This window comes from Mycobacterium triplex (genome assembly GCF_000689255.1).
Lineage (GTDB): Bacteria > Actinomycetota > Actinomycetes > Mycobacteriales > Mycobacteriaceae > Mycobacterium > Mycobacterium triplex.
In genome coordinates, this window is record NZ_HG964447.1 from 91,596 (window position 1) to 104,751 (window position 13,156).

At 62.1% G+C, this 13,156-nt stretch carries 10 protein-coding genes; 3 read left to right on the forward strand and 7 right to left on the reverse strand.

Features of this window, described 5'->3' with window-relative positions; genetic code table 11:
• The first annotated feature begins 114 nt into the window (after window positions 1–114).
• Together BN973_RS27935 and BN973_RS27940 are read left to right on the forward strand one after the other, a co-directional pair.
• Window positions 115–720 (forward strand): TetR family transcriptional regulator, encoded by a 606-nt coding sequence (locus BN973_RS27935; RefSeq protein ID WP_225337321.1) that lies wholly within the window; start codon window positions 115–117, stop codon window positions 718–720.
• A gap of 74 nt (window positions 721–794) precedes the next feature.
• Window positions 795–1,217: a DUF6188 family protein gene (locus BN973_RS27940; RefSeq protein ID WP_036473472.1), complete on the forward strand. Its 423-nt coding sequence runs from the start codon at window positions 795–797 to the stop codon at window positions 1,215–1,217.
• A 116-nt stretch (window positions 1,218–1,333) separates the two neighbouring features.
• On the opposite strand, the gene BN973_RS27945 is transcribed toward BN973_RS27940, so the two are convergent.
• The 3 genes from BN973_RS27945 to BN973_RS27955 form a co-directional block, all read right to left on the reverse strand.
• Window positions 1,334–2,227 carry an alpha/beta fold hydrolase gene (locus BN973_RS27945; RefSeq protein ID WP_023870467.1) on the reverse strand — a complete coding sequence of 298 codons (894 nt, stop codon included), beginning with the start codon at window positions 2,225–2,227 and terminating at the stop codon, window positions 1,334–1,336.
• A gap of 56 nt (window positions 2,228–2,283) precedes the next feature.
• Window positions 2,284–2,685, reverse strand: coding sequence for a PaaI family thioesterase (locus tag BN973_RS27950; RefSeq protein WP_100882369.1), 402 nt, complete (start codon window positions 2,683–2,685; stop codon window positions 2,284–2,286).
• Window positions 2,686–2,764: 79 nt separating this feature from the next.
• A complete protein-coding gene (locus BN973_RS27955) occupies window positions 2,765–5,842 on the reverse strand; it encodes an MMPL/RND family transporter (RefSeq protein ID WP_081285076.1) in 3,078 nt (1,025 codons plus the stop codon).
• Between the two features lie 781 nt (window positions 5,843–6,623).
• Between BN973_RS27955 and BN973_RS27960 the strand changes: the two genes are divergently transcribed.
• Entirely contained in the window at window positions 6,624–7,319 is a 696-nt protein-coding gene (locus BN973_RS27960) for a TetR/AcrR family transcriptional regulator (protein ID WP_036473479.1), read from the forward strand.
• Window positions 7,320–7,343: 24 nt separating this feature from the next.
• On the opposite strand, the gene BN973_RS27965 is transcribed toward BN973_RS27960, so the two are convergent.
• From BN973_RS27965 to BN973_RS27980, 4 genes are all read right to left on the reverse strand, one after another.
• Window positions 7,344–7,757, reverse strand: coding sequence for a hypothetical protein (locus BN973_RS27965; RefSeq protein WP_036473482.1), 414 nt, complete (start codon window positions 7,755–7,757; stop codon window positions 7,344–7,346).
• Window positions 7,754–9,577 carry a hypothetical protein gene (locus tag BN973_RS31865; RefSeq protein WP_051641679.1) on the reverse strand — a complete coding sequence of 608 codons (1,824 nt, stop codon included), beginning with the start codon at window positions 9,575–9,577 and terminating at the stop codon, window positions 7,754–7,756. Before BN973_RS31865 ends, BN973_RS27965 begins: the two co-directional genes overlap by 4 nt.
• Window positions 9,578–9,897: 320 nt before the next feature.
• The gene (locus BN973_RS27975) at window positions 9,898–11,586 is read right to left on the reverse strand and encodes a hypothetical protein (protein ID WP_081285078.1); all 1,689 of its coding nucleotides are present in this window, start codon (window positions 11,584–11,586) and stop codon (window positions 9,898–9,900) included.
• 71 nt (window positions 11,587–11,657) lie between these two features.
• On the reverse strand, window positions 11,658–13,052 hold the full coding sequence (locus tag BN973_RS27980) for a site-specific integrase (protein WP_081285079.1): 1,395 nt from the start codon (window positions 13,050–13,052) through the stop codon (window positions 11,658–11,660).
• Window positions 13,053–13,156: the final 104 nt, after the last annotated feature.

Consider the following 13,156-nt stretch of genomic DNA (forward strand, 5'->3'; position numbering starts at 1 on the left):
GCTCGCGCCTGCCGTTCACGGCGCTGTCCCGGTTGCCGGCGTTCCACTGGAAAATGGCACGTCGCAAGCCTCAGGTTGCTAGGTCCATCCTCGAGGAGAGGTGTGTGTGTCTTGTTGGCTGAGTCAGAGGCCGCGATGTCACGCCCTGGGAGGCACACCGCGAGCAACGCAGCAATCCTCGATGCCACCCAGGTGGTCGCAACGTTGGGCGGCTTCAAGGCGGTCCACTTCAAATCGGTCGCCAAGCAGGCCGGCGTCACGGTCGGGTCGGTGTGTGACCATTTCACGTCGAAGACCCACCTGTTGGTGACGCTACTCGCCCGTGAATTTGTGCGGCTGGATCAAGAACGCGACTGGAGCACGTGTGCGGCATCCCCGATTCGGCGAGTGGAATCCTTGACTCGCCGACTTCACGACGAATGGCAGCAAAATGCGAAGCTCACCGAGGCCGTGATGCGCGCATTCATTATTGCTGACACCGATGAAGCTCTGGGGGCGCAACATGCCGCCGACCTGATCGAAAGCATGCTGGCACGGGCACTCAGTGGCGGCACGGAAGGAATCTACGAGCGACAGATTGCCAGCCTCATCGCTGATATCTGGCTGGCCAACCTGATGGCCTTCGTCGGCGGCCGGGCGACAGCGGAGCAGACACGCAAGTGCATCAACAGAGCTACACGGCGTGTTCTGGATGCATGGGAGGGTGCTGGCAACCTATAGCGATACCGATCGTATCGCTGCGATACGATCAGTATTATAAGTGTGGCTCCGCTGACGTGTCGAAGGGAGCGGCTATGCACACACAATGGATCGAGCAGTGCACTGTCCAGCGAGTCTCACTGAAAGAAGGCCTGGTACTCGACCTCGACGATTACAGCGAGCTCGTAATCTCCCGGCCGATGCGGTTGACGCTTCCTGCAGTAGGAGCCTGGCCCGAGGAAGAGGTGTTGATCGACCCTGCCCACCTTTCGCCTGAAGAGCGGACGTTGTTGGACCTGGCCGGAGCGGTATGCACGCGGGCCTGGTTCGATGATGACGGGTCGCTCCATCTCGGGTTCTCCGGTGGACACCGCATCGATGTCCCCCCAGACGCGGCAGCGACCGCGTGGGAACTCTATGGCAAACGGCACGGCTACATGGCGTGTCTGCCTCGGGGCCGAGTCCGAGCGGTTCGGCACGACCTTTCTGCCGAAGAGGACGACTCGGATAATACGTAATTCGCTACATGCAGGACGTAGGGAACCATCTAGGGCTCTTAGTCGTAATGGCGGCCGGATTCGTCGAATTCAACGAGGATCAATAGCAGTGCGGGTCGCGTCCAACGCTTGGATCCTCATGCCATCCCCATTGTGCGGTCGAGGAAGTCGGTGACAGCGCCGGTGAACGCGTCGTTGTTGTCGCCGGCAACCATATGACCGGTCCCGGTGACGTCCGTCGCTTCGGCGTGCGGGACGAGCTGGAGGAATTCGTTGACGGTGTCCTGGGAGACGACGTCTGAAAGTGCGCCGCGCACGAGCAGCGTTGGGGCCGTGATTCGACGTGCTCCTTCGGCGAGAAATCCGCTGATGGTGTCGAATGCCTCGCTTCCGGTCATGAGATTGCCTTGCAGGACATCGAAGTTGGAGCTGATGAAGGCGGGGTCCCAGCGCCAGATCCATCGGCCGTCGCTCCGTTGGCGCAGAACTTTGTGCAGGCCATCGAGATTTTCGGGTCGCGCGCGGCGTGGGTTGTATTCGGCGATGACATCGGCGGCATCACCGAGCGTGCGGAATCCGTCGGGGTGTGCGGCCATAAATGACACGATGCGATGGGCCCCATCAAATTCCATTCGCGGGGTGATGTCGACCAGGACAACGGCTGCCCAGAGGTCGGGTGAGGCCAGCTGGTGGGTAGCGAGGATGATCAGCCCGCCCAGCGACGCGCCAACGACGGCGGGGGGACCGTCGGGGCTGACGTGGTCTCGTACCGAGAGCAGATCGGATACGAACTTTTCGACGTCGTACTGTCCGCTTGGGTCCCAGTCGCTGTCGCCATGGCCGCGGGTGTCGTACGCGATGACGGTGTAGCCATGGGCGTGGAGGCGACGCGCGCTGGTGGCCCAGGCGTGGCGGTTTTGGCCGCCGCCATGGAGGAGCAACACCACAGGACCAGTCGTGGCGTGCGTGTAACAATCCGCCACGAGGGTGATGCCGTCGCGCGTGCGGATGCGCTCCTGAGTAATGGTCATGTAGTTCGTTTCCCTCGGGCGGAACGCCCCCTAATGAGAGGCATGTACGGCCTTAGTCATTGCCTGGTTTCTTTCGGCGGCATGACGGTAATGGTGCCTTGAGCGGCGCACACAAGCATCCCGCTGTTGGTGATATCGATACGTGCTACACCGCTGCGCTTGCCCAACGAAATGATGTTAGCGACGGCGACGCACACTCCGCCCGAGACAGGTCGAACCAAATTCACCTTGAATTCTGTTGTGGCGACCCAACATCCTGCAGGCATGACCGGATAGAACACCACCCCGAGGCAGTGGTCAACCATGGCGGACAGACAACCGCCGTGGAGATTCCCAAACGGTGTAAGCAGGTCCTCGCGGGCATCCATTTCGGCAACTAATCGTCCCGCGGTTAGCTGGGTATGGCGCAAGTTCAGGTAGGTCGACAGCCCACCCGCAGTCGCCGCCGCACCGAGCATCTGCTCGGCGATTCGCTCGTCGAACCGGACGAAGTCCACGCCGGTCACGCTATGCAGTCCCTTGGGTGACAGGTCATCGTCAGCGTGCTCTACCGCGTGGGGCCAAGGACTTCCGTTGAGGCCACCAGCTGACCTCACCGAGCAATGTGGCGATCGCGGGAACCGTGAGAGTGCGGACCACGAAGGTGTCCAAGAGTAGGCCGCAGCCGATGATGAGTCCGGCTTGGATCATGATCGCGACCGAACCGACCATAAGGCCGAACATGCTGGCCGCGAAGATAAGCCCGGCCGAAGTGATGACTGAGCCGGTGTTCGCGACCGTGCGCAGCACGCCGACGCGAACGTTGTGAGCAGATTCCTCGCGTAACCGCGAGATTAGCAGCATGTTGTAATCGGCGCCCACCGCGACCAAGATGATGAACGCTAAAAGCGGTACGGGCCATGCGATTTCCTTGCCTAGGCCGTATTGGAAGACGAGTGTGCCGATGCCCAGTGCGGCCCCGTAGTTGAGTACCACTGTACCGAGCAGATAGAGCGGGGCCACCAAGGCGCGTAGCAGAACGACGAGGATCAAACCGACGATGACGAGCGTGGCGAAAGCCAGTAGGTGAAAGTCGGCCGACAGCAAGCGCTGGATATCGGAATTGACGGCGGGGAAGCCGGCCATCGAAATCCGTGCGTTGGCCAGCGAGGTGTTAGGGCGTGCGGCATCAGCAACGCGGGTGATCTTCTGCGCGAGATTCATCGCTTCGCTGCTGTAGGGGTTGTAACTGGATTCGATGGCAAAGCGCGCGGTCTTGCCGTCAGCAGACAGAAAGTGCTTCGCCACATCGGAGAACTGGCGATTCTCGAAGGCGTTAGCGGGCAGGTAAAAGCCGCTAGAGTTGTCCGAACCGGCGCTAGACCGCGCGGAATTCTGTAGCTGCGTGGCGATCTGACCCATGCCGGACAACATTTCGATGTTGCTGTCGGCGAGGGTGTGCACACCAGTAGCTAGGGCTTGTGCGCCCGACGCGAGCTGGCTGATGCCGTTTTGGAGGCGGCGGATGTTGCCGGCCATGTCGGCGGGGTCGCCGAGCGCTCCGAACGCGTTGTTCAGCGAGGTGACCGTGTTCTGCAGGTCTGCCATAGTGCCCCCCGCCGTATCGCCGCCCGGCTGGTACATGTCGCCGAGGTTGGCGAGCTGGTTGAAAAAGCCGCCATCGCGCAAGGTCACTAGAATCCGTACCTGGTCGCGGATCTGGGCACACTCGGGTGTGGTGGCACACCAAGGGGATGTATTGAGCGCATTAACCAACGGGTCGATGGTGGCGATCGCATTCTGGGCTTGTTGAGCTTCTTGGCGTAAGCCGGGCCCGCTTCGGATAGCTTGGTCGATGGTCGGTGTGGTAGCCGAAAGCTGCTGCAGCAGCGGGCGAAAGCGCTGAAATTGTGCCCCACTGGACTGGGCTTGGCTGAGGATCCCGGTCAGCGGAGTCAACGCCGCGCGAAGGGTAGTGTCAAGTTGCGCCAAGCCGCCCGCGAGTTGGTCGGCGCCACCGGTGAGTTTGGTGAGATCGGTCTTGTGGGCGTCTCCTTTGGCGACGGCATCGGCCATCTTGGTCCCGATCTGGCCGTTCTGCCAAGAAAGCTGCGCCTGGTCCAGTCGCGCACCGGTGGGCCGGGTGACGCCGGAAACTTTGGTGACACCCGGCAATTGCGACACGCGAGACGCCATTTCGTCAAGGTCGGCCAGGCCCTTACCGGTGCGCATATCGGTCGGTGATTCGACGACCATGAACTGCGTGATGACAATATCTTTGCGAAAGTGTCTGTCCAGCAGGTGATAACCCTCGTTGCTGGCGGTCGAGGGCGGCTGGCCTTGGCGGTCGTCGTAGCTCATGCGCATGGTCAGCGCCACAGCCGCTAGCCCTAACACGAGAGCCAGGCTGGCGGCCAGCAATGGGCCGGGCCGGCGGACTACGGCCACCGCGATCCAATTCCAGTAGCGGCGTGTGCGGTCGGCTTTGGGCTCGCCGATGCCGTGTTGAGCGGCCAGCGCCAAAACCGGTGGGAACAACGTCACGGTGGCCGCGACTCCGACGAAGACGGCGATCGCGCACGCTGGGCCCAGCGCGCCAAAAACGCTCAGTTTTGCAAACACCATGGCTAAAAATGCAAACGCCACAGTGGCCGCGGAGGCCAGGATCACGCGTCCGATGGTGGCGGTTGCATTGATCACCGCGAGGTCGGCCGAGACCTCCTGGCGGCGTTGCTCGTGGTACCGGCTGATCAAAAACACCGAATAATCGGTGCCGGCACCCAACAGAATCGCCGTCATGAACGCGATGGTGAATTGCGATACCGGCATTCCCGCTTCGCCCAGCCCCGAGAGCACTCCACGCCCTACCCCCAGACTGACGCCGATAACCAACAGTGGCAGCAACGCGGTAAACAATGACCTGTAGATGACCAGCAAAATCAGCGCGATCAGCCCCGCGGTCACGACGGAGACGACAATCAAATCCTGCTCAGCCGAGTCAATTTGATCGCTGAACGTCGCGGGAGGGCCGGTTACGCGGACGGTCGTGGAGGTACCGCTAAACGAATTGGCGGCGATAGCGCGCACCGCTTGGACGGATTCGGCCGCTCGGGGATCGCCGAGCGTGCCCGCTATCCCGACCGGCAGATACCATGCCTTGCCGTCCTGGCTCACCGCCTGACCGGCAGTAACCGGGTCGGCCAACAGATCCTGAACCAGTCGCACATGCTTGGAATCGGCACGTAACCGCGAAACCATCGCGTTGTAACGCTGACGCACCGGCGCACTCAGGCCCGTCGGTTCCTCCACCGCGACAAAGACGGTCGTCTTGGACCCCTGCTCGCCGAATGCGATCCCCATCCGCTCAACGGTCTGGAGCGACGGCGCATCAGAGGGAATGAGGTTCACCGACTGCTGCTTTACGACTGTTTCCAATTGCGGAAACACCGCGGCCAGGACGCCGGCAGCCACCACCCACGCACCGATGACCAGCACCTTGTGCCGGATACTAAACCGCGCCACGCGGGCTAATCGATCGCTGTAAACGCCCTCACCAGCGGTGACCTTACGGAGTCTTTCCCGGACCGGCCGACTCAACGTCGCCACGCCCGACGAAACCCACCCGGTATCTACCATCCCCCGTCTCCACTACTGGAAAGAAACCAATGGTATCGCAACAGTACTATCGGTACCCTTTCATGGTGTCGGCGAAATTGCTACCGCCAGCCCGCCCACGCCGCGACGCCGCGTCGGCCCTTGCGCTCGACCTCGATGTCCTGTTGCCGGTTCCGTATCGGGTACGTCATTGCGTAATCCATTGGTATGCAGATTATTTGACGTTGGCCATGGGTCATCTCTGGCTGCTGACAATCTCACGAACGCCGTAGGCGAAATGCCAGCCGGGAACTGAGCCTGATCGGCTCATCGCGAACATGATCGTACATTTCCCGACTCATCAGATCGTCGTCCAGGTACGAGCAAGAGCGAGGGGGATAGTGACGTGGACGAACGCGGCCCTGGTGGACCGGCGGCGCTGGGTGCAGCCGCTTGGCAATACCGCGACTGGCCAGCCGGATATCCCGAACCGCACGTCTCCAGAGGTGGGTTTTAGTCAGCGAAATCGGCACATTCATCAGGATTTGACGTCTTTCGTCCGTGAGGTCGCCGCGCGGAGGCAGAAGCTGGATTTTTCGATCGCCACGCGGCCGGCCGATTGGGGGCAGCGCCGTCGACTCCCCCGGGTCCCGAACCGCTCGACCGGTTGCCTGATCACCAATCCTCCTTCGGTGCTTGGCCTACACCGCCGAAGTGTACTAGTAGTATCGCTACGATACTACTAGTACCGTTCGTCGGATTGAACGACTTCCCCGATGCGATTCGCTGTAGGCCAGGTCCGTGGGGGGTTTACGGTGACTACGTGGAGCGTGACGCTGAAATCCCGATCGATGTCGATGTCGATGTCGACGACGACGTCGATCCCCGCCGCCTTCGGTCACGGACCCGGTTGCTGGATGCGGCCACGAAACTCCTCAATGCCGGTGGCATCGAAGCCGTCACCATAGACGCGGTCACCAAAGCCTCCAAGGTCGCACGCACCACGCTGTATCGGCACTTCAGCAGCTCTACTCAGCTGCTGGCCGCAACATTTGAACGGTTGCTACCGCAGGTCACCCCACCACCTGCCACGGGAACATTACGCGACCAGCTGATCGAGCTGCTGAGCCGACAGGCGACCCTCTTTCAAGAGGCGCCGCTGCATGTCACCACGCTGGCCTGGGTCGCGCTCGGGCCAACACCGGACGGCACAGAGGAGACCTACGATCGCAACGCGCTGCGGACGCGGATCATCGACCATTATCGCCGGCCGTTCAACAGCCTTCTGGAAGGCCCTGAAGCCCGGGCCGATCTCGACGACTTCGATCTAGAACTGATTCTGTGCCAGCTCGTCGGCCCGGTGGCGTTCGCTCGACTCACCGGGCTGCGCGCAATCGATCGTCACGACTGTGAACGCATCGTCGATGATTTCCTCGCCGCGCACCGCCGCCCGACAGACAGACCCCCGTCGCGGCCCTCGGCCCGGAAATCCTCGTCCGGCACAAACCGTTCCAGGTAACGCGGCATAACCTTTGGGGGGCCTTCACATGGGCGGGTGCACCTTGGGAAACGCAATGACTGTGCGTCCGGATTGGGCTAACTGGCTGCGTAGTAGATCGTTTTCCAGGGTGAGCTGGTTGACGACGCGTACGAGGGCGGGGACATCTGTTCGGAGTTGTTTAAGCTCGCCGTTCTTGTTGACGATGGTCTTGCGAAGCTTTGCAATGGTGTTACGAAGTCTTGTCTCCAGTTCTGATGGTCCGCCCTTTCCCCGTACCTGTTGGTAGAACTGGTTTTTCAGGTCGGTGTGGCGTTGGGTTAGGGCGTTGCGGGGTACGTCGGCTTCTTGTGCGAGGGCAACGATCGTCAGTGCACCGTTGGAACGCTGGGGTGTGCCGGCGAAGATGCGGTCCATGGCGGCGCGGATGCGGTCGCGTTCGTCGAGTGCAGCGGTCACATGGGCTCCTCGGTCAGGTGGTGTTTGTCTTCCCCGCTCGAGGTGACGCGCGTGTTGTCGTGGGTGTCGGCGTAGTGGCGGAGTTTTGCGGCGTTGGCGCGCAGCCGTTCACCGATCGGTTGGGGGGTGTGGGTGGCCTGTTGTTCGAGCTGGTCGGCGCGGGTGCGTAGCTGGGCGGCGTGCCGATCGGTGCGTATGACGTTGCCGCAGCGGGGATCGCAAGCTTCCAGCTTGGGGGCATCTTTGATGCCGTCGCGTTGGCATAGGGCCCGGTCTGGCTTGTAGCGGCACAGCAGTAACGCTTGCGGGTTGTCGTAGATCATCAGGTCAGGGTTGGCGACGAGCCGGCGAGCGGTTTTCGCGGTGATCGTTGTCCCGCTGAATGTGGGTGCGTGTGCCGCGATTTTGATGGCGTCGCGGGCCGCTGGGCCCGAGACTCCACCGCCGTCGTTGAGGTGGTCTCGAAGTTCGGCGACGGTGTCGGCTACGGCGCGTACGGTTTCGATGTCGAGCAGGTCGTGGATACCGTCGCGGCCGCGCGAGGCGTAGCGTCCGGAGACGACGGCCGAACGCATATGCCCGTATTGGATGGCCAGTGCGACGTGTCCATTTGGTCGCCGGGCGATGTGCCAGGCGAGGGATCGGCGGAAGCGTTTGAGCCCGATTCTGCCGTGCGGGTCGGGCGGGATTGTCTCGCTGGCCAGGTTGTGTCGTGCGGCTTGAGTGTTGGCCCAGTCAACGAATTCATCGATCCTGGAACGCATCGACCTATGGACCATTGAACCCGTCGCGGTGGGTTGGTTGTATCTATCGTGGGCCGATGAGTCGAACAGAAGCCCCCCGTCGGGAACCATTTTCTCCAGAACGCGAATGGCGTTGACGACGGGGGTGATTGCCACCCACGGCGCGTCGCGGTCCGTCCCGGCGGAGAGATGGTTGCCGTGTTCGTCGACCGCGCTTTTGTATTCGCGGCCGCGGATCAAGTGTCGCCCGACTGTGCCCGCGGCGTCAGGCTCGGGGTCAGGGCAACAACCCGTTGTCAGACCAAGTACTTCGCTGGGGCGCATCCCGGTGAGATAGGCACACACGATGAATGCCGCCGTACCGAGATGGCGCCACAAGGGCCACGCTTCCACGTAGTCGATGTCGTCGCGCCAGGGCTTTCCGTCGATGCGGCCGGTGATCGGGATGCCAAGCGGACAGCCCGACAGGCGTTGCGTCGCGGCCGCCAGCAGTTGGTCGCGGCGCGGATATTCCTTCATCTGCGACTTCGCAGCGCCGACGCGACCGCAAATGTAGGCGGCCACGAACGTGACCCGGTCCCCTTCGATATGAACGGGCAACGGATCACCGGACTCAAGAAGGGCATCAAGGTAGGCGCACAATGCCCGTCGGCCCTCGGGACGCGCACTGTCGGGTATCGCATTGAGCAGACGCGCATGCTCGGCGTGCGCGCGAAGGATGTCGTCGCCTAGGTCGTTGACCACGCGCATGGCCCAGACAAGGAGCGGCCCGAGCGTTTCCTCAGCTAACGGCGCAGCGGCATTCTCATTACCCAACGGGATTGGCCTTGGCAGATAGTCGTCGACTCCGGTGGTTTCCCACGGAGGTTGCCCAAGACCGGTTGGGGCGGGGCTGATTTGGTCGAGCGCCCACAATCGAGTCAGTGCGACCAGGCGCCGAAGCGCGCTGGAGCGGACTTCGGCCTTGGTCGCCAGCAGATACCGACCGTAGCCATCAAGGGTGGTGGTGTCGCAATCGGCCAGCCCCCGGACGCCGCGACTGTCGAGCCATTGGGCCAGTTCTAGCCAGTGACGCACTATGGTAATGAGCGTCGAGACCGCCGGGCGCGTTCGCATCCTGGTACCGCGGCTGCGGACAAAAGTGGGGCGCAGCTCGCCATTGATAAGACACCAGACAGCAAGGCGCAGTTCGTTCTCGAACGCTGCGGGGCAGTTTCTCCAGTGGATCTTGGGCCGTACCGCCGAAGGGTTTTCTGTCAGAGCAGCAAGCGACCACACAGGATCCCCGTAGTACGGGTTGAGGTGGGCGTGAATAGGTTTGACCAGATCTGGTGCCACCACCGGGCTACGCGGCCCAGGCATCAGCAACAAGTACGGATCATCTTGCGCCGCAGTGCTCATGTGTCGAGCACTCCCACCAGCAGATGATCGACCAGACCGCGGTCAGTATCGGTCAGTTGTGACAGCGCTTGCTCCCAGAGCGGATCGCCAAGACGTGTTTTGAGGTCTTCAAGGCGGCCATGGTGTTCGGCCCAATCGCGACGCCACGTCTTGGAGGGAAGGACCGAGCGCAGATTCGTTAAAGCCTGATGCAAATGCGCCAGTCGCGCGTGGTGTCCGGGATGGACGTGCGCGTTGGGGCAGGCCAGACACATCAAAAACGAAGCTGTGCAGCCGTCTTCGGGTGAGGTTGCGAACGGGCTTGACGCAGGGTCGGCGCAATCGGCTGTCGCTGTCTCAACATCGCCCGCTGCCGGCCGGTCGCGCAATTCGGCGACCAGAACCCCCTTTTGAGCACGACCCAACGCATCCTCAGCACCCGCGGCTATCACCTCGACGGCTTCGGCCTGAACACGCTTGTCCACCAAGGCATAACTACGATCGAAGGTCTGCTCAGAGTGTTGCGTGGGCTCACGGCGGCCCAGGGCGACAACCGTTCTGCGACCGCGACGAAATGGCGAACCGGTCAACCCTTGAGCTTGCGCCCACAGTGATGCGTCAAAAGACGACACCCCGAAACGGAAATCCCCGACAGGAGGATGACGGTCCCCGCGCACCCACACATGACCGCGGTTGCCGGTGCGCCACACGATGAGCCGGTCAGTTCCCGGAGCCATCTGTTCGACCAACGCGCGAGCAAAACGGGTCGCCCGCAAGGCCTGCGTGATCAACCGCCCGGCCGAGGCGGCACCGTCATCGGTGAAGTTCCTGGATTCGTGATACCGCCCAGCGCCGCGTCGCGGCTTTTCCAAAGCCACCCGATACGTCGGCCGACCATCGTGGCCAGCATCAGGTGATGCCTTAGGCACCGCCAGCCCGTCGATGACCGACAAGTTCCACCCGTATTCGGCCATCATCAGCACCCCCAGCGCTGCCGCCTCCATCCTGGACAAAAACAGCCGCTGCCACGTCACCTCTGCCCTGGTGCCACCCAGCGGTCCGTGATATCGCTTTTTGAGCAGATGCGCTCCCTCTTTGGTTCTGGCGTTCTTCATCGTGTACTCGGGCATGGACCCGGTATCGGCGAGAACGCTCAACGCGTGCCCGACCAGCCAATCCGGGCTGTCTCCGACGAATTCCCCTTGCTGCCAACGGTGCAAGTGCCGAGCATTATGTTCGATGCGCGCTAACGCGGCGCGGAAGGTCCGTCGGGCCGCGACCTTGATGAGCTGAAACTCGTCGTGGCTGTATGACTGTGTGGCGCTTTGCGCTCGCCTGAAGCGGCGCACAAGTTCGTCGGCCACCGGCCCGCACTGCAGTCGCGGATCCTCTTGCAACAGCAGCGCGACCTCAGTGAAGGGGCGTTTGTCGTTGAGCATGACCACGCTATTGCGCCACCGTCTGACCATGGCGGCGCTGAGATCATCGAGATCGCGCACGTGCTCTGGTTGCTCGACGAGGAATTCGGCGAACCGCACGATTTGTCGCCACATGCCGCGCGAGGTCCTATGCGTGGTCCAGGTTTGTGGCACGCAGCGGCGGGCGAACAACGCCGCTAACGATCGCTGCAAAGCTTCGTCAACCGGCAACGTGGCGAAGTCATATTCCTTGACCCGGCCCGCAGCGTTGCAGTGGAAAACAACCAAGCCCTGCGGTGCCAGCGCCTTGGGTCGACGGTGATCGGAAGGCGGAAGCACTGCGGGCCGGCCACGCACAGTCATGTGCCGCCGCCTGCCCAACCGAAGTCATCAACGTCTTGAATGCCTTCCGATTCCCGGGCAATACGCGCGAATACGGCATCCAGCTCAGGCATGGGCGCTGGCACCGGATCGACAGCATCTGCCAGCATCGAGCGCAGTTGCAGATCAGCTACCGGTGCGAGGTAACGCTCAACGGTGGTTTCCCGGGAAGCGTGACCGAGGAGATTTTGCACCATGAACCACGGATCGCCGTAGAGATGGCGGAAGTCCCGACGATCCTCAGGTGTCAGCCCATACCGTTGATCCATCAAAGAATTCAGCACGACCAGCATGTAGAGGGCAAAGCTGTGCCGTGCGGAATGCGGTGTGGCATAAGGCGCATACACCTTGTGCGGATCCAACCCGAGCCGCTGCCGCGGAGTCAGGACCGTATCGCATCGGCGATTAGCCGCGGTGAAAACACCGTCCCACGAATGCACCTGAAACGGCAGTCCCTGCTCATTCAGCCACAGCCACAACGGCTCAAGCCCATGTTCGCCTTCAACAAACAGGGTAATTCGCTCATTGACGGTCAGGCTGTTCAATTCACGTCGCACGATGGAGCCATCCGGGCACCGCCATACCACCAGCGGGCTAAGACCGCGGGTTATCTCAGTGACAACACGCCGCTCCACCAGGCGTTCATAGCGCCGCGCCTGCTGCGCGCCGCGGACCGCGAGCGCGCGGGAGGAATCGCAGTAAGTCTCCACCTCAGCGACAGCATCAGCGGCAGCGTAGAACGTTCTCGGTTTCTTCGCCCTGGTGACCTCGGCGGCGATCCGTCCTCGACAGTAGCGGCTCGTATCCCCGCGACGGGCCGGGACTTCAACTGTCAGAAGGGAACCACCCTCGGCTCGTCGAAGACCCGATGTCACCATCAGCCGCACATAAGCGACGTTGCGGTCCTCTAAACGTCCACCCCAACCGCGGTCAAGCACACCGTCGCAGGTATAGCCGCGTAGCCCGACATCAATCCACCGCCGCCAGCTGCGAGGCGTAAGCCAGTGCACATTACTGCGGCGCACATCCTTCGCCCGTGCCGCGGGCACCGTGACCGCCGCGCCATCACGAGCGATCACACGCTTCATCGCTACGGGACTACGCGGAACATGCCGGTGTTCGGAAGCCCAAGCGTAAAAGCTTGCCAACGCTGACAATTCACGATCCCACTTCGCCCCGCCGATACGGCGAGGATTGTGCTCGGCGAACCGACGCCAATGCTCATAGTCCTCGACATCATCACGGGTCGCTTCCCACCAACCCACCTTCTTTGCCCACAGAAAGGTCAAAAATAAGCGCAGGTCGGTCACATGGTTGCGCCGTGTCTCAGCGGTGTAACCGCGAAAGACTCTCGTCTGGGCATACGCGGACAGCCGCGCGTCGACTCACCGCTCCGGTGACAAAAAGATAGGGTCACCCGGCCGAACCCCAACCGATTCTTCGCGATTCGCGAGATTAACCCAGCCGGCTAACAGCC